Origin of the sequence: Sphingomonas olei, from assembly GCF_045369765.1 — a bacterium.
GTDB classification, from domain to species: Bacteria; Pseudomonadota; Alphaproteobacteria; order Sphingomonadales; family Sphingomonadaceae; genus Sphingomonas; species Sphingomonas panaciterrae.
The window spans coordinates 212,141-227,113 of record NZ_JBIQEU010000003.1 but is presented as its reverse complement, the minus strand read 5'-3'; the positions used below and the strand labels follow the sequence as shown (position 1 = coordinate 227,113).

Annotated in this window: 16 protein-coding genes; 12 read left to right on the top strand and 4 right to left on the bottom strand. The window is 70.0% G+C overall.

What is annotated here, in order from left to right; all coding sequences use genetic code 11:
* Positions 1 to 18 precede the first annotated feature (18 nt).
* The 6 genes from ACH0BU_RS05545 (at position 19) to ACH0BU_RS05520 (ending at position 5,094) form a co-directional block, all read left to right on the top strand.
* Positions 19 to 348 carry an ArsR/SmtB family transcription factor gene (locus tag ACH0BU_RS05545; RefSeq protein ID WP_125944767.1) on the top strand — a complete coding sequence of 110 codons (330 nt, stop codon included), beginning with the start codon at positions 19 to 21 and terminating at the stop codon, positions 346 to 348.
* A gap of 13 nt (positions 349 to 361) precedes the next feature.
* Complete coding sequence (arsC, locus tag ACH0BU_RS05540) at positions 362 to 790, top strand: arsenate reductase (glutaredoxin) (RefSeq protein ID WP_296220280.1); 429 nt, start codon at positions 362 to 364, stop codon at positions 788 to 790.
* Complete coding sequence (gene arsB, locus ACH0BU_RS05535; protein ID WP_125944769.1) at positions 790 to 1,818, top strand: ACR3 family arsenite efflux transporter; 1,029 nt, start codon at positions 790 to 792, stop codon at positions 1,816 to 1,818. Before arsC ends, arsB begins: the two co-directional genes overlap by 1 nt.
* Positions 1,815 to 2,255, top strand: coding sequence for an arsenic resistance N-acetyltransferase ArsN2 (gene arsN2, locus ACH0BU_RS05530; RefSeq protein WP_241212524.1), 441 nt, complete (start codon positions 1,815 to 1,817; stop codon positions 2,253 to 2,255). The genes arsB and arsN2 overlap by 4 nt, the downstream gene beginning before the upstream one ends.
* Positions 2,252 to 2,998, top strand: coding sequence for an arsenical resistance protein ArsH (gene arsH / locus ACH0BU_RS05525; RefSeq protein ID WP_125944770.1), 747 nt, complete (start codon positions 2,252 to 2,254; stop codon positions 2,996 to 2,998). The genes arsN2 and arsH overlap by 4 nt, the downstream gene beginning before the upstream one ends.
* Positions 2,999 to 3,120: 122 nt before the next feature.
* Entirely contained in the window at positions 3,121 to 5,094 is a 1,974-nt protein-coding gene (locus tag ACH0BU_RS05520; protein WP_125944771.1) for a cytochrome c/FTR1 family iron permease, read from the top strand.
* Here the strand turns inward: ACH0BU_RS05520 and ACH0BU_RS05515 are convergent.
* The 4 genes from ACH0BU_RS05515 to ACH0BU_RS05500 form a co-directional block, all read right to left on the bottom strand.
* Positions 5,080 to 5,622, bottom strand: coding sequence for an MAPEG family protein (locus tag ACH0BU_RS05515; RefSeq protein ID WP_069318732.1), 543 nt, complete (start codon positions 5,620 to 5,622; stop codon positions 5,080 to 5,082). The two genes, ACH0BU_RS05520 and ACH0BU_RS05515, sit on opposite strands and share 15 nt — an antisense overlap.
* 16 nt (positions 5,623 to 5,638) lie before the next feature.
* Entirely contained in the window at positions 5,639 to 6,280 is a 642-nt protein-coding gene (locus tag ACH0BU_RS05510; protein ID WP_069318664.1) for a class I SAM-dependent methyltransferase, read from the bottom strand.
* A complete protein-coding gene (locus tag ACH0BU_RS05505) occupies positions 6,277 to 6,912 on the bottom strand; it encodes a cation diffusion facilitator family transporter (protein ID WP_069318665.1) in 636 nt (211 codons plus the stop codon). Before ACH0BU_RS05505 ends, ACH0BU_RS05510 begins: the two co-directional genes overlap by 4 nt.
* A 68-nt stretch (positions 6,913 to 6,980) precedes the next feature.
* A complete protein-coding gene (locus ACH0BU_RS05500) occupies positions 6,981 to 7,370 on the bottom strand; it encodes a MerR family DNA-binding protein (RefSeq protein WP_314470418.1) in 390 nt (129 codons plus the stop codon).
* Positions 7,371 to 7,404: 34 nt separating this feature from the next.
* On the opposite strand from ACH0BU_RS05500, the gene ACH0BU_RS05495 reads away from it, so the two are divergent.
* The 6 genes from ACH0BU_RS05495 (at position 7,405) to ACH0BU_RS05470 (ending at position 14,843) form a co-directional block, all read left to right on the top strand.
* On the top strand, positions 7,405 to 7,863 hold the full coding sequence (locus ACH0BU_RS05495; protein ID WP_500263854.1) for a DUF3703 domain-containing protein: 459 nt from the start codon (positions 7,405 to 7,407) through the stop codon (positions 7,861 to 7,863).
* 74 nt (positions 7,864 to 7,937) lie between these two features.
* Positions 7,938 to 8,240 carry a hypothetical protein gene (locus tag ACH0BU_RS05490; protein ID WP_164518864.1) on the top strand — a complete coding sequence of 101 codons (303 nt, stop codon included), beginning with the start codon at positions 7,938 to 7,940 and terminating at the stop codon, positions 8,238 to 8,240.
* A gap of 48 nt (positions 8,241 to 8,288) precedes the next feature.
* Positions 8,289 to 9,554, top strand: a complete 1,266-nt coding sequence (locus ACH0BU_RS05485) for a TolC family protein (RefSeq protein WP_314470413.1) — start codon at positions 8,289 to 8,291, stop codon at positions 9,552 to 9,554.
* Entirely contained in the window at positions 9,551 to 10,702 is a 1,152-nt protein-coding gene (locus ACH0BU_RS05480; protein ID WP_294015452.1) for an efflux RND transporter periplasmic adaptor subunit, read from the top strand. The genes ACH0BU_RS05485 and ACH0BU_RS05480 overlap by 4 nt, the downstream gene beginning before the upstream one ends.
* A gap of 3 nt (positions 10,703 to 10,705) precedes the next feature.
* A complete protein-coding gene (locus ACH0BU_RS05475) occupies positions 10,706 to 13,936 on the top strand; it encodes a CusA/CzcA family heavy metal efflux RND transporter (protein WP_314470409.1) in 3,231 nt (1,076 codons plus the stop codon).
* A complete protein-coding gene (locus tag ACH0BU_RS05470) occupies positions 13,926 to 14,843 on the top strand; it encodes a cation diffusion facilitator family transporter (protein WP_314470407.1) in 918 nt (305 codons plus the stop codon). The genes ACH0BU_RS05475 and ACH0BU_RS05470 overlap by 11 nt, the downstream gene beginning before the upstream one ends.
* The last annotated feature ends 130 nt before the right edge of the window (positions 14,844 to 14,973 follow it).

Genomic DNA, 14,973 nt, shown 5'->3' with positions numbered 1-14,973 from the left:
ATCGGCTATTGCCGATGAATGACGGATGAGATCGCTCTAGCGGCGCTTGCCGCGCTTGCACATCCCACGCGGCTCTCCGCCTTTCGCCTGCTGGTGAGGCACGAGCCCGACGGACTGTCCACGGGCGAGCTCGTCGAGGCAACGGCCCTGACACAGAGCACCTTCTCGACGCATCTCGCGGTCTTGGCGAAGGCGGGACTGGTCCGGGCTGAGAAGCGCGGCCGGCAGCAGATCCAGCGAGCGGAGATCGACACGCTGCGCGCGCTGATGGTCTTCCTCGCCAAGGATTGCTGCCAGGGCCGCGCGGACCTGTGCGAGCCGCTGCTGGCCGAACTCTCCTGCTGCTGACATGAGCCGATACATGCCGACCGACATCGTGATCTACCACAATCCCGAATGCGGGACGTCACGCAACACGCTGGCGATGATCCGCAACGCCGGCATCGAGCCGCACGTCGTCGAGTATCTCAAGACGCCGCCCGCCCGGGCGCTGCTTATCCAGCTGATCGAGCGAGCAGGTCTAACCCCAAGGCAGCTGCTGCGCGAGAAGGGCACGTCATACGGTGAGCTCGGTCTGGGCGACGAAGCCTTGAGCGATGAGGCGCTCGTCGACGCGATGATGGCGAACCCAGTTTTGATCAACCGGCCGCTGGTCGTGACGCCGCTCGGCGTGCGCCTGTGCCGTCCATCCGAGTCCGTGCTCGACATCCTGCCCGGGCCGCAGCGTGGCGCCTTCGCCAAGGAGGACGGCGAACAGGTCGTCGACGCCTCCGGCCAGCGCGTGCGCTGATGGGCACGTTCGAGCGCTACCTGTCGCTCTGGGTGGCGTTGTGCATCATTGCGGGGATCGCGCTGGGACAGGCGATCCCAAAGGTCTTCGCCGCGATCGCTGCCGCCGAGGTGGCGCGCGTCAACCTCGTCGTGGCGGCGCTCGTCTGGCTGATGATCATCCCCATGCTGCTGAAGATCGACTTCGCCGCGCTCGGCTCGGTCCGGCAGCACTGGAAGGGCGTCGGCGTCACGCTATTCGTCAACTGGGCCGTGAAGCCCTTCTCCATGGCCGCGCTCGGGACGATGTTCCTCGGCTGGCTATTCGCGCCGCTGCTGCCGGCGGGGGAGATCCAGTCCTACATAGCGGGCCTTATCCTGCTGGCCGCTGCGCCCTGCACCGCCATGGTGTTCGTCTGGTCGAACCTATGCGACGGCGAGCCGAGCTACACGCTCAGCCAGGTCGCGCTCAACGACGTGCTGATGGTCTTCCTGTTCGCGCCGCTGGTCGCGCTGCTGCTCGGCGTCGCCTCGGTAACCGTGCCCTGGGACACGCTCCTGCTGTCGGTCGCCCTCTACATCGTCGTCCCGGTGATCGTCGCGCAGGGCATCCGCCGGGCCCTGCTCGCCGGCGGCGGCCAGCCGGCGCTAGAAAGGCTGCTGGCAGCGCTCGGCCCCGCCTCGCTCATGGCGCTGCTCGCCACGCTGGTGCTGCTCTTCGGCTTCCAGGGCGAGCAGATCGTGGCGCAGCCCCTCATAATCGCGCTGATCGCCATGCCGATCCTCATACAGGTCTATCTCAACGCAGGCATCGCATACTGGCTGTCCCGGCGGCTCGGCGTGGCGTGGTGCGTCGCCGCTCCGGCCGCGCTGATCGGCGCGTCCAACTTCTTCGAGCTCGCGGTTGCGGCGGCGATCTCGCTGTTCGGCCTCAAGTCCGGTGCAGCCCTGGCGACGGTGGTCGGCGTGCTGGTCGAGGTGCCCGTCATGCTGAGCGTCGTCGCCATCGTCAAGCGCACGCGCTTCTGGTATGAGGGCGCTCCGGCGTGAACCGTACGATCTTCGCCCCACTGGCAGGCGGTGCACGCGACATCCTGAAGCTGGCGCTGGACGCCGCCGGTCTTCCGACCGACGACCTCGACCACCCAGGCCGCGCCTTCTTCGAGCTGTCCGACGACAACGGGCCGATCGGGTTCATCGGCATCGAGGGCGATGGACCGGATCGCCTGCTCCGCTCGCTGGTGGTGCTGCCGAGCCGCAAGCGCCAAGGACATGGTGGGCTTCTCATGGCTCATGCCGAGGCGCTAGCGCGCCGGGAAGGCGTCGAGCGCCTGCACCTGCTTACTACGAGCGTCGCCGGGTTCTTTCGCGGGCGCGGCTATCGCGACGGCGACCGCACGACGGCCCCGGCCGCAATCACCGGCACCGCCCAGTTCTCGTCGCTCTGCCCAGCGAGCGCCTCATATCTCGTCAAGGAACTCGCATGAGCCGCCTCCGCCAGCTGCACGACGTGGACGTCCTGCCGGCGCTCGATCGCGACTTCGTGATCCACCGGCCCGCTGCCGGTCTCGGCGACGACAAACCGCCGCCCCGCATCCTGTTGCTGTATGGCTCGCTCCGTCAGCGGTCGTTCTCGCGCCTGGCGACCGAGGAAGCTGCGCGGCTGCTCCAGCTGTTCGGCGCCGAGACCCGCGTCTTCGATCCGTCGGACCTGCCGCTGCCCGACCAGGTAACCGGTGACGATCATCCGGCCGTCCACGAGCTGCGCGAACACGCGCTGTGGTCCGAGGGCATGGTCTGGTGCAGCCCGGAGCGGCACGGACAGGTGACCGGCATCATGAAGGCGCAGATCGACCATCTCCCGCTCGAGATGAAGGGCATGCGGCCGACCCAGGGCCGCACGCTCGCCGTCATGCAGGTGTCTGGCGGATCGCAGTCGTTCAACGCGGTCAACACGCTGCGGCTGCTCGGCCGGTGGATGCGGATGTTCACGATCCCCAACCAGTCGTCGGTCGCCATGGCCTACAAGGAATTCGACGAGGCCGGGCGCATGAAGCGGTCCAGCTATTACGACCGCATCGTCGACGTGATGGAGGAGCTGGTCCGCATCACGGTGCTGATGCGGCCGCACGCGGCCCAGCTCGTCGACAGGTATTCGGAGCGCAAGGCGGCCGGCCAGAAGGCCGCAGCCGAAGACCCTTCCGCCATCGCGATCAAGGGGAAGGCCTAGGCCAGCGTGGTGGACGCCGACCGCGCCGGAACGAAACCTGGCGGCTTCCGGATCGCCGCCGCCCCTTGACCCTGTAGGGGCTAGAGGGTGCAAGAAGCGAGCGACTCGCAAGAAGCCCTACCATGTCCCGACACGTCGCCGTCATGCTCTACCGCTGGTTCACCTGCCTCGCCGCGACCCTGCTGCTCTCAGGTGCGTGGGCGGCGTCTGCGAGCGCCCAGTCGCGCGACGCGGACGTGCAGACCACCTGGCGGCTGCTCGACTATGTGGCGGTCGACTATCCCGAGGCCGTCTCGGGCGGGCAGGTCAGGAACGCCGCTGAATACGCCGAGATGGGAGATTTCGCGGCGCAGATCGAGGCGCGGGTCGCCGGCCTGCCACCAACTGCCACCAAGCCCGACCTGGTCCGTCGCTCGCAGGCGCTGAGACGCACGATCGCTGGCAAGGCGCCAGCCGACGCGGTCGCAGTCCAGGCCAAGGGTCTCGCGCAGGCGTTGCTCGCCGCATACCCGGTCCCGCTGGCACCGGCCACGCCGCCGGATGTCACGCGGGGGCGGACACTCTATGCGCAGAACTGCGCGTCTTGCCACGGCGCAACGGGAGACGGACGCGGACCGCAGGCCACCCGCCTCGATCCACCGCCGATCGCGTTCACAGACAAAGGCCGTGCCGACCAGCGCAGCCTCTTCGGCCTCTACCAGGTGATCTCCCAAGGCCTTGAGGGCACCGCCATGCCGAGCTTCGCCGGCCTGCCGGAGGCCGACCGCTGGGCGCTCGCGTTCGAGGCGGGCGGCTTCGCCTACCCCGATGCGCTCGCACGCGAAGGCGAACGGCTCTGGCGCAGTGATGCCTCGATCCGCGCGCGGCTGCCGAATCTCGCCGCCCTCGTCGGCATCACGCCCGCCGCCCTGTCGACCGAGCTCGGGCCGGAGAAGGCAGCGGCCGTCACGGCGTTCCTGCGCCGGCACCCCGACGCCGTGACGAGCCGCCCGGACGGCTCACTGGCGCTCACCCGGGAACGCCTGGACGCCAGCCTGGCCGCATACCGCCGAGGCGACCGCAGGGCGGCCGCCGACCTGGCGCTCTCAGCCTATCTCGACGGGTTCGAACCGGTGGAGCCTGTCCTCGCCGCACGCGACGCGGCCCTGATGGCGCGCATCGAGACGGCGATGGGACGCCTGCGCGCTGCGATCGGCACCGGCAGGCCGGTCGCCGAAGTGGAAGCGGCCAACCACGAGCTCGCCTCGCTGTTCGGCGAGGCCGAGGACGCACTCGCGCCCGAGCGCGCCAGCAGCGCGTCGAGCTTCCTCGGCGCCTTCGGCGTCCTGCTGCGCGAGGGGCTTGAGGCGCTGCTGATCGTCGTGGCCATGATCGCGTTCCTGCGCAAGACGGACCGGCAGTCGGTCCTGCCGCTCGTCCACGCCGGGTGGATGACCGCGCTCGCCGCGGGCGTCGCGACCTGGTTCGTCGCCACCCACCTCATCAGCGTGAGCGGCGCGTCGCGCGAGCTGACCGAGGGCTTCGGCTCGCTGTTCGCCGCCGTCATCCTGCTGATGGTCGGCATCTGGATGCACGGAAAGAGCAGCGCCGAGGCATGGCAGCGCTACGTGCGGGAGCGGGTCACCGCCGCACTGACCAGGCGTTCCGGCTGGTTCCTGTTCCTGCTGGCGTTCGTTGTCGTCTACCGTGAGGTGTTCGAGACCATCCTGTTCTACGCCGCACTCTGGGCCGAGGGGAACGGCGGCGCGATGCTCGCGGGCGCCGGGACCGCCATCGCGCTCCTGGCGGTCATCGCATGGGTGATGCTCCGCTTCAGCGCCCGGCTGCCGATCTCGCGCTTCTTCGGGTGGAGCTCGGCGCTAATCGCGGTGCTCGCGGTGGTGCTCGCCGGCAAGGGCATCTCAGGCCTGCAGGAGGCGGGCATCATCGGTGTCGCGCCCATAGAGAACGTCCCGCGCATCGAGATGCTGGGACTGTATCCGACCGTCGAGACGCTCGGGGCGCAGGTGTGCGCAGTGCTCGCACTGGTCTGGGGCTTCCGGCGGAGCGGCCGCGCCCGGCCGGCAGCCTCAGAGCGGGCGCTACCAGCCGAATAGCCGCACAGTGGCGAGGACGCCCGCAGCGCCCAGGCAGGCGAGCGACGGCAGCACGGTCATCGCCATGCCCAGCGCCCGCGCTCCCGCTCCCCCTGCATAGCGGCGGTAGAACAGCACGCGCCCCACGGCGAACAGCAGGCCGGACGCGGGAAGAAGGGCGAGCACGGCACCGTCCGCGACCGAAGCGAGGACCAGCTGGCACCAGACGCCGACGAAGGCCTGCTCGATCGTGTTCTGGAGGAACGCGGCCTTGACCGCGAGGACGGGACTGGGCGGCCCCGCCGCCGCCCCGCCGATGTCGGCCGCGGACTCGTAGCGTCCCTTCGACACCAGCCGGATCGCCACGACCAAGCAGAGCAGGTGCGGGACGCCCGCCTGGACCCCGAACGCCAGCCGCTCTGCAAGCCCGCCGGGCATCGGGATCAGCTGCGGCAGGAAGACGACCGAGGCTGCGCATACCGCCGACGTCAACAGGAACGCCGTCGCGGCACCCCGCCTGACGAGCCGCTGCTCGGCCGCGATGTCCATGACCGTTCCTCCCACGTCAGCCGGGTCGCAGACCCTCCAGCAGAGTGATGCTGCCCGTGATCGTATGGATGCGGTCGACCTCGCGCACCTTCTCGAAGCCCGCCTCGCGGATCAGGTCCGGAAGGATGCCGTCCGCATTCGGCTGCGTGTCCTCCACCCCGTCGAGCCGCTGGATGGTGAGCCGGAACAACAGGCGCATCAGCCCGCGCTGCCGCCCATAGTCAGCGATCAGCACCCTGCCGCCAGGACGGAGCGCCGCATAGATGGCGGCCATGCCGGCGCGCTTCTCGACCAGAGGCATCTGGTGGAAGACGAGGCTCGACACGACCGCGTCCGCGGGGCCCGTCACGTCGCGCGCGAACCCCTTGCGCCATTCGATCTCAACGCCGGCATCGGCGGCCTTACGCCGAGCGATGGCGAGCGCCTCGTCGTCCGGATCGATCCCGATCACGGTGGAGGCGGGTGCAGCCGACTTCAGCATCACGACGAAGCTGCCCGTGCCGCACCCCACGTCGGCGATCGTCTCGCCGGGTGCCGGCTCGAGCGCCGCCAACATCGCCTGACGCCAGCGCATCTCGCGCGTCCAGCGACGGATCGCCCGGTCGTAGTCGGCCGTGTCGCCGGTGCCGAGCGGGGGCGTGTAGGTCTGCGCAGTCACCTCCGGCCTCTCGGCTTACGCTCGGCCATCTCGCGCCGTGCGTCGCGGATGATGTCATACGCGGAGTGGAGGAAGATCACCGCGATGACGCCCGCCACCACCAGGTCCGGCCAGGCGCTGCCGGTCCACGCGACCAGCGCCGCGGCGGCGATCACCGCCACGTTCGCCAGCGCGTCGTTGCGCGAGAACAGCCAGATGGCGCGTGCGTTCGCGTCGCCGCTCCCGCGGAACCGCGCCAGCACCAGCGCGGCCGCTACGTTCACGACCAGGGCGACGACCCCGATGCCGCCCATCAGGTCGGCCTCGGGCGGGACGGCGTTGAACGCGCGCCAGATCGCCGACACGAGGACGCCGGCCCCGAGGACGCCGAGGAAGACGCCCTGCACGAGGGCGGTGCGGCTGCGGGCGGCCGCCGACCACGCGAGCGCCAGCAGTCCGACCAGCGTGATCGAGCCGTCGCCGAGGAAGTCGAGCGAGTCGGCCTTCAGCGCCTGCGATCCGGCGACGAAGCCGCCGACCAGCTCGCACGCGCCGAAGCCAAGGTTCAGCACGACGACGATCCACAAGGCGCGTCGATAGGCGGGGTCCACACCGGCCCGGGCCGTGTCGGCCTCGCATCCGCAGTCGCTCATCGTCAGCCTCCAAAAGCGAGTCGCACCCATGTGCACCCTGTAGCCGCTACAGGGTCAACCCGCCCGGATCACGAAGGCCCCAGCGCCTCGATAATGCGGCATTCGGATATCGCTCCCTGGCCGCACTGGTCGATCATCCCGCTCAGCTCCTTCCGCAACGAACGCAGGTCGGCGATCTTCTGGTCGACCTCCGCCAGATGCTCGCGGGCGACAACGTCCACCGCCTTGCACGACCTGTCCCGATCGTCGGCCAGCGAGAGCAGCTCCCGCACCTGGTCGAGGGTGAAACCGAGGTCGCGGGCCCTACGCACGAAGGAAAGGCGGGCGAGCTGGTCTGGCCCATAGTCGCGGTAGTTGCCGTCGGTTCGGGCGGGCTCCGGCAGCAGCCCGATCCGCTCGTAGAAGCGGATGGTCTCCACCTTCGTGGCGGTGGCCCGCGCGAGCTCGCCGATCTTCACCCGAACTTCCCCTTGACCCTGCAGCAGCTACAGGGTGCATCTACCCCTCCACGTCGAGTCGCACGAGGTGGAAAATGGCTTGCAGCAGCATTATTTCGGGCAGGCGGCCTTCCTCGGCGAGGACCGCATGAAGCCTTCGCACCCATCATCATCGATCCCCCACCTGGTCGATGCCGAACTGGCGCGCCACCGCGCCGCAGCCCGCGTCGGGGACGTTGGCGGCGCATGGTGGGCGCTCGAGCGTGCCCACATCCTGTCACAGCCCAGGCTGCCGCTGCACCTACGCGTGCACTGGAGCATGCTCATGTACGCGCTTCGTCTGCATGATCTGCGCGAAGTTGCCGGCCAAGTGGCGCGTCTCGCCCTCGCACCCCTCGCTGCGATGACGGGGCGCGTCCCCGTCGGCAACACAGGGCGGTCGAACGTGAGCGCCTTCCGCCCCATGCCGATCCCGGACGATCTCCGCTCGGTTATGGACGGCGGCCCCAGGTAATGCGCCCGTCGCTGACACGCGGCGAGGCCCGTGCTACGAACCGCCCGATAGCCCGGCTGTTCAGCCTGTTCGCGATGCTCGCACTCTCACTGTCGCTGACGGTGGGATCGGTCGCGCACGCGCAATCCTCCATCGCTTGCGCCGAGATCGCCCAGGCCGTCGACGGCGATGCGGACGCGAGTGGCGACCAGATGCCCGGCGGCTGCAAGAAGGGCTGCCTCCACCACGCGAGCTGCCACGGGCACCACGTCATGGTGACGTCCGGCGACACCGCCGGCAGGTCGACGGCCATCGCCGAGGCGCAGCCCTTCCCCCGGTCCGAGGCGGCACTCGCTGGCGCATCGACGGACCCGGCGCTCCGCCCTCCGCAGGCCTGACGCGAACCGGCTCACACCGGACCTTTCGAGCGTCAGGAGAAGTGGAAAATGCATCGAATGCTCGCGGCCGCCCTGGCCGCAACCGTCTGCGCATCATCGACGCAGGCGCAGACCGGCCCCACGGCGGCCGTGCAGGACGGGCTCACGCTCGATCAGGCACTCGAACTCGCCGAAGCGAACGCTCCGGGCGTCGGCGCGGCCGATGCGGGCGTCCGGGCCGCCGAGGCGCAGCGCCGCGTCGCCGGACTGCGCCCCAACCCGTCGGTCAACGTCGAGGTGGAGAACGTCGTAGGAACGGGCGAATACAGCGGCATCCGCGGCGCCGAGACCACGGTCGGCATGTCGCTGCCCATCGAGTTTGGCGGCAACCGCTCGGCGCGGATCGCCGTGGCAGACACGCAGACTGCCCGGGCGCGGCTGGCGGTGGTGGCGGCCCGTGCCGACCTTCGGCTTCGCGTGACCCAGCTCTACAACGAGGCGGTGGCTTCCGAACGCCGGCTGCTGATCGCGCGGGATCAGCTAGGCATCGCCACGGAGGGACTGAGAGCGGCGAACGTGCGCGTGCGCGCGGGCCGGGCATCGCCGCTGGAGGAGCAGCGGGCCGACGTCGCCCGCATCAACGCGACCACAGGACTGTCGCAGGCCGAACGGGCCACCGTGCTCGCACGCGCCAACCTCGCCCGCCTGATCGGACGAGACCCCGGCGCGTTTGACCTCGCCTGGCTGGACAGGGTCGGCGCCGGTGCCGGTCCACGCCTGGCGGCGAACGCCGAGGGCACGCTTGCGCTCGCCGCAGCCGAGGCCGAGGTCGCCACCGCAAATGCACAGGTGCGGCTCGCCCGCAGCCAGCGCGTTCCAGACCTGACGCTGAGCGCCGGGGCTCGTCGGCTTGAGGCCACTAACGACGTCGCGGCGGTCTTCGGCGTCAGCCTGCCGATCCCACTGTTCAACAACGGCCGCGCCAGCATCGACGCCGCCCGAGCCCAGAGCGACCAGGCCGTGGCGCTGCGGCGCGTCGCGCTGCTGGACGCGCAGCAGGCGATCGCCACGGCGGAGACCGACCTAGCCAACGCGGAGGCGAACGCGCGCGCGGCGAACGGACCGGCGCTCGCCGCGGCTCAGGAGGCCGCCCGCGTCGCCCGCATCGGCTACCGCGAGGGCAAGTTCGGCCAGCTGGACCTGCTCGAGGCCGAACGCACGCTCGCCCAGACCCGCTCGGCCGCCATCGACGCGCTCGCCGCCTATCACGACGCCAAGGCACGCCTGGAGCGACTCACCGCCCGCGCGCCCGCCAACACGGAAGCCCAGCCATGAAGAAGACCATACTGCGGGCGCTCGTCCCCGCGACCTTCGCACTGACGCTCGCCGGCTGTGGCGGCGGCGCCGAAGCGCCTGCCGAGAACGCCGCCAACGAGCACGCGTCCGAGGAAGGCCACGCCGAGGAAGGCGTGGTCACGCTCACTCAGCAGCAGATCACCGAAGCAGGCATAGAGGTCGTCCGGCCTACGATCGGCGGCGTCGCGGGCGCCATCGAGGTGAGCGCCACCATCGAGGGCGATCCCCAGGGCGTGCAGGTCGCGTCCGCCGCGATCGCCGGGCGGCTCGTGTCGCTGACCAGGAACCTCGGTCAGCCGGTAGGACGCGGCGACGTGCTCGCCGTGATCGAGAGCCGCGAGGCGGCGTCGCTGAAGGGCGAGATCGAGGCGGCGCGCGCCCGCGCGGCGCTGGCACAGTCCAACCTCCGCCGCGAGCAGCGCCTGTTCGCCGAGCGCGTCTCGCCCGAGCAGGACCTGATCGCCGCCCGCACCGCCGCGACCGAGGCCAACATCGCCCTGCGGCTCGCGCAGCAGCAGCTCGCCGCGACCGGCGGCGGCGGCGGGGCGCTCAACCGCGTCACCGTGCGCTCGCCCATCTCCGGGCAGGTCATCGCCCGGTCCGCGACCCTTGGCCAGACGGTCGCCGCCGACGCGGAGCTGTTCCGCATCGCCAACCTCTCGAAGGTCTCGGTCGCTATGTCGCTGCTTCCGGCCGACGCCGGACGCGTGCAGCCTGGCGCCCAGGTCGAGGTCACGGGCCCGGGGCGCCGGCAGGCGGCACGGGTCACGTTCGTGTCGCCGGTCCTCGACGAGACCACCCGGCTGGTGCCGGTCATCGCGACCCTCGACAACGGCGGCAACACCTGGCGCGTGGGCGAGACCGTCAACGCGTCGATCATCGTGCCGGCAGGCGGCGACCGCACCGTCGCGGTGCCGTCGGCGGCCGTCCAGATGATCGAGGACAAGCCGCACGTCTTCGTGCGCACCGCGACGGGCTTCAAGGCCGTGCCGGTGACGCTGGGCCGGCGCAACGGCGGCCAAGTCGTCGTCACGGCCGGTCTCAACGGTGGCGAACGCATCGCGTCCACCAACTCCTTCACCCTCAAGGCCGAGCTCGGAAAGGGCGAAGCCGAGCACGAGGACTGACCCGTGATCGCCCGCATCGTCACCTTCTCGGTGGAGCGGCGCTGGTTCGTCCTGCTGCTCACCGCCGTCGCCGCCATCGCCGGCATCTTCGCGCTCCAGCGGCTGCCGATCGACGCCGTCCCCGACATCACCAACAACCAAGTCCAGATCAACGTCGTCGCACCCGCGCTCTCACCCGACCAGGTCGAGAAGCAGGTCGCCTTCACCGTCGAGACCGCGCTCGCCGGCATCCCCGGCCTCGAATACACCCGCTCGCTCAGCCGTAACGGCTTCGCCCAGATCACGGCGGTGTTCGACGAGGGCACCGACATCTACTTCGCGCGCCAGCAGGTGTCCGAACGCCTGCGCACCGCCGAGGAGGACCTGCCCGACGGCGTGAACCCCGAGATGGGGCCGATCGCCACCGGCCTCGGCGACATCTTCATGTGGACGGTCGAATACCGCGAGCTGGACAAGGTCAACCACAAGAGCGGCGAACCCGGACTGCAGCCCGACGGCAGCTACATCAGCCCCGAAGGAGACCATCTGGTCAGCGAGGCGGACAAGGCCACCTACCTGCGCACGGTCCAGGACTGGATCGTGTCGCCGCAGCTGAAGGGCACCCCGGGGCTCGCCGGGATCGACTCGCTCGGCGGCTACACCAAGGAATACCTGGTAGTGCCCGACGTGCAGCGCATGGCGGCGATGCGGATCACGCTCCAGGATCTCGCCACCGCGCTCGAGCGCAACAACACCAGCGTCGGCGCGGGCGTCGTCAACCGGAACGGCGAGGGCCTGTCCGTCCGCGCCGACGGGCGCGTCCGGAACGCCGACGAGCTCGCCCGCACGGTCATCGCGACCCGCGAGGGCGTGCCGATCGTCCTCAGCCAGGTCGCTGCCGTCCGCACCGGTCAGGGTCTGCGCATGGGATCGGCTTCGGAGAACGGCCGCGAAGTCGTCGTCGGCACGGCAGTCATGCGGATCGGCGAGAACAGCCGCACCGTGTCCACCGGCGTGTCCGAGAGGCTCGAACAGATCGGTCCGTCGCTTCCGGTCGATGTCATCGTCAAGCCGGTGCTCAACCGGACCGAACTGGTGAACTCGACGATCGTCACCGTGTCGCGCAACCTGGCCGAGGGCGCACTGCTCGTCATCGTCGTCCTGTTCGCGCTGCTCGGCAACTTCAGGGCGGCGCTGATCGCCGCCATGGTGATCCCCATCACGATGCTGCTCACCAGCATCGGCATGCTGCAGGCCGGGGTCTCGGCCAACCTGATGAGCCTCGGCGCACTCGACTTCGGGCTGATCGTCGACGGCGCCGTCATCATCGTCGAGAACTCGCTGCGGCGGCTCGGCGAGGCTCAGTACGGTCGGGACGATCCGCTGCCGCTGAAAGACCGCCTAGGCATCGTCGCGGCGTCCGCCCGCGAGATGATCCGGCCCTCCGTCTACGGCCAGGCTATCATCATCCTCGTGTACGCGCCGCTGCTGACCTTCACCGGCGTTGAGGGGAAGATGTTCGAACCGATGGCGCTGACGGTGATCATCGCCCTCGTGTTCGCCTTCATCCTGTCGCTGACGTTCGTCCCTGCCGCCATCGCTATCTGGCTGTCGAAACGGGTGGAGGAGAAGGAGAGCCGCGCCATCGCATGGCTGCGCCGCCGCTACGAGCCGGGCCTCGACAAGGCCATGCGCCGCCCCAGCGCCACGTTGGGCGTCGCCGTCGGATCGCTCGCGCTCGCCGCCGCGGCGTTCACGACCCTCGGCCAGGAATTCCTGCCGCAGCTCGACGAGGGGAACGTGCTGGTCCAGGCGATCCGGATCCCCGGCACGTCTGTGGACCAGAGCCAGGCCATGCAGGCGCAGGTCGAGAAGGCTATCACGAGGGAGCCGGAGGTGCAGTTCGCCTTCTCGCGGACGGGAACGTCGGAGATCGCGTCCGATCCGATGCCGGCGAGCATCAGCGACACGTTCGTGATCATGAAGCCCCGAAACCAGTGGCCGGACCCAAACCTCGACAAGGCGGAGTTCGTCGAGCGGCTGGAGAAGCGACTGTCCGGGCTCCCCGGCAACGCGTATGAAATTACCCAGCCCATCCAGATGCGCTTCAACGAGCTGATCGCCGGCGTGCGCGGGGACGTGGCGGTCAAGGTGTTCGGCGACGACTTCGCCCAGATGAACGCCACTGCCGAGCAGATCGCCGACATACTGCGTCGGACGCGGGGCGCCACCGACGTCCGCATCGAGCAGACCGAGGGGCTTCCCATGCTCGACATCCGACCGAACAGGACGGCCATGTCGCGGGTGGGCGTGACGGCCGGCGACGTGCAGGACACCGTCGCGGCCGCCATCGGCGGACGCGAGGCCGGCGTGATCTTCGAGGGGGACCGGCGATTCCCCGTCGTGATCCGTCTGCCCGAAGCCGCGCGTTCCGATCTGACCGCCGTCGCCCAGGTGCCGGTGCCGACGCCCGAAGGCGGGTTCGTGCCGCTGTCGACCGTCGCGGACATCGGCATCGTCGATGGACCGAACCAGATCAGCCGAGAGAACGGTAAGCGGCGCGTCGTGGTGCAGGCGAACGTGCGCGGGCGGGACGTCGCGGGCGTGGTCGCGGACGCGCAGCAGGCGATCGCCTCCGGCGTGAAGATGCCGCCCGGCACGTATCTAGAATGGGGCGGCCAGTTCGAGAACCTCGCGTCGGCGCGGGACCGGCTGCTGATCGTCGTGCCGATCTGCTTCGCGGTCATCATGCTGCTGCTCTACGGGGCGCTCGGATCGGTGCGGGACGCACTGATCGTCTTCACCGGCGTGCCGCTGGCCCTGGTCGGTGGGATCCTCGCACTGCTGCTCCGGGGCATGCCGTTCTCCATCTCCGCAGCGGTCGGATTCATCGCGCTGTCCGGCGTCGCGGTGCTCAACGGACTGGTGATGCTGTCGGCGATCCAGGACCTGATGTCCCGAGGCCTCGACCGGGCCGCGGCCGCCCGCGAGGGCGCGCTGGCGCGCCTGCGGCCCGTCGCGATGACGGCGCTCGTCGCGTCGCTCGGCTTCGTGCCGATGGCGCTCGGGCACGGTGCCGGCGCGGAGGTGCAGAAGCCGCTGGCGACGGTCGTCATCGGCGGGCTGATCTCGGCCACGCTGCTGACGCTGTTCGTGCTGCCGACGCTCTACGCCCGCTTCGGCCAGCGGCGGATCGAGGCGGGCGCGACGGACGCGACCACCGACATCGAAGGACCGCAGACGCATGGCGCATGATCACGGAGCCGGCGGTCACTCCCACGACCACACCGCCGGCGCGAACGCGAGGATGCTCGGCTGGGCGCTCGCCCTCACGTCCACCTACCTGGTGGCGGAGGTCATCGGCGGCTTCGTCTTCAACAGCCTCGCGCTGCTGTCCGACGCGGCCCACATGCTCACCGACGTCGCCGCGCTTGTGATCGCGCTGATCGCCATCCGGATCGGGCAGCGCCCGCCCGACGACAAGCGCACGTTCGGCTATCGGCGCTTCGAGATCTTGGCAGCCGCCTTCAACGCCGTCCTGTTGTTCGGCATCGCGATCTACGTCTTCGTCGAGGCGATCCAGCGCTTCACCGATCCAGAGCCGGTGCAGTCGTGGGGCATGCTGATCGTGGCCGCGATCGGCCTCGTCGTGAACCTGATCTCGATGCGGCTGCTGACCGCCGGCAAGGACGGCAGCTTCAACGTAAAGGGCGCCTATCTCGAGGTGTGGGCGGACATGATCGGGTCGGTCGGCGTCATCGTCGGCGCGCTCGCCATCAAGTTCACCGGCTGGACGTGGATCGACCCGATCGTCGCCGTGGCGATCGGCCTGTGGGTGCTGCCGCGGACCTGGCTCCTGCTGCGCGACACGACGAACGTGCTTCTCGAGGGCGTGCCGTCGGGCCTGCGGCTGGTCGAGGTGCGGGCGGCGGTCTCGGCCGTCCCCGGCGTCGCGGGGCTCCACGACCTGCACGTCTGGTCGATGTCCAACGACGACGTCAGCTGCACGATGCACGTCACGCTGGCAGCCGGCGCCGATGCCAACACCGTCCGCAAGGCGGTCGCCGGGCTGATCGACGAGCGGTTCGGCATCGAGCACGCGACGATCCAGACCGAGGGACCGGGCGAGGCGTGCGAGGAGAGCGGGCATCTCCATAGCTGACGACGGGAAGCCGCCGGCGGCGCGGCGAGCGCCGGGCCGGTGGGACGGACGAGGACGACGCCGAACTCCGCGTCCGCCTTGAGGCGCGCCAGCAGACGGCGCAGATTGCGCGGGAGATGGGAAGGACGAT

What these genes read in the sequence shown, in the direction of transcription:
- ACH0BU_RS05545 (WP_125944767.1), top strand. Translation starts at nt 19, where the DNA reads ATGACGGATGAGATCGCTCTAGCGGCGCTTGCCGCGCTTGCACATCCC.
- arsC (WP_296220280.1), top strand. Translation starts at nt 362, where the DNA reads ATGCCGACCGACATCGTGATCTACCACAATCCCGAATGCGGGACGTCA.
- arsB (WP_125944769.1), top strand. Translation starts at nt 790, where the DNA reads ATGGGCACGTTCGAGCGCTACCTGTCGCTCTGGGTGGCGTTGTGCATC.
- arsH (WP_125944770.1), top strand. Translation starts at nt 2,252, where the DNA reads ATGAGCCGCCTCCGCCAGCTGCACGACGTGGACGTCCTGCCGGCGCTC.
- ACH0BU_RS05520 (WP_125944771.1), top strand. Translation starts at nt 3,121, where the DNA reads ATGTCCCGACACGTCGCCGTCATGCTCTACCGCTGGTTCACCTGCCTC.
- ACH0BU_RS05515 (WP_069318732.1), bottom strand. Translation starts at nt 5,622, where the DNA reads ATGGACATCGCGGCCGAGCAGCGGCTCGTCAGGCGGGGTGCCGCGACG.
- ACH0BU_RS05505 (WP_069318665.1), bottom strand. Translation starts at nt 6,912, where the DNA reads ATGAGCGACTGCGGATGCGAGGCCGACACGGCCCGGGCCGGTGTGGAC.
- ACH0BU_RS05490 (WP_164518864.1), top strand. Translation starts at nt 7,938, where the DNA reads ATGCTCGCACTCTCACTGTCGCTGACGGTGGGATCGGTCGCGCACGCG.
- ACH0BU_RS05485 (WP_314470413.1), top strand. Translation starts at nt 8,289, where the DNA reads ATGCATCGAATGCTCGCGGCCGCCCTGGCCGCAACCGTCTGCGCATCA.
- ACH0BU_RS05480 (WP_294015452.1), top strand. Translation starts at nt 9,551, where the DNA reads ATGAAGAAGACCATACTGCGGGCGCTCGTCCCCGCGACCTTCGCACTG.
- ACH0BU_RS05470 (WP_314470407.1), top strand. Translation starts at nt 13,926, where the DNA reads ATGGCGCATGATCACGGAGCCGGCGGTCACTCCCACGACCACACCGCC.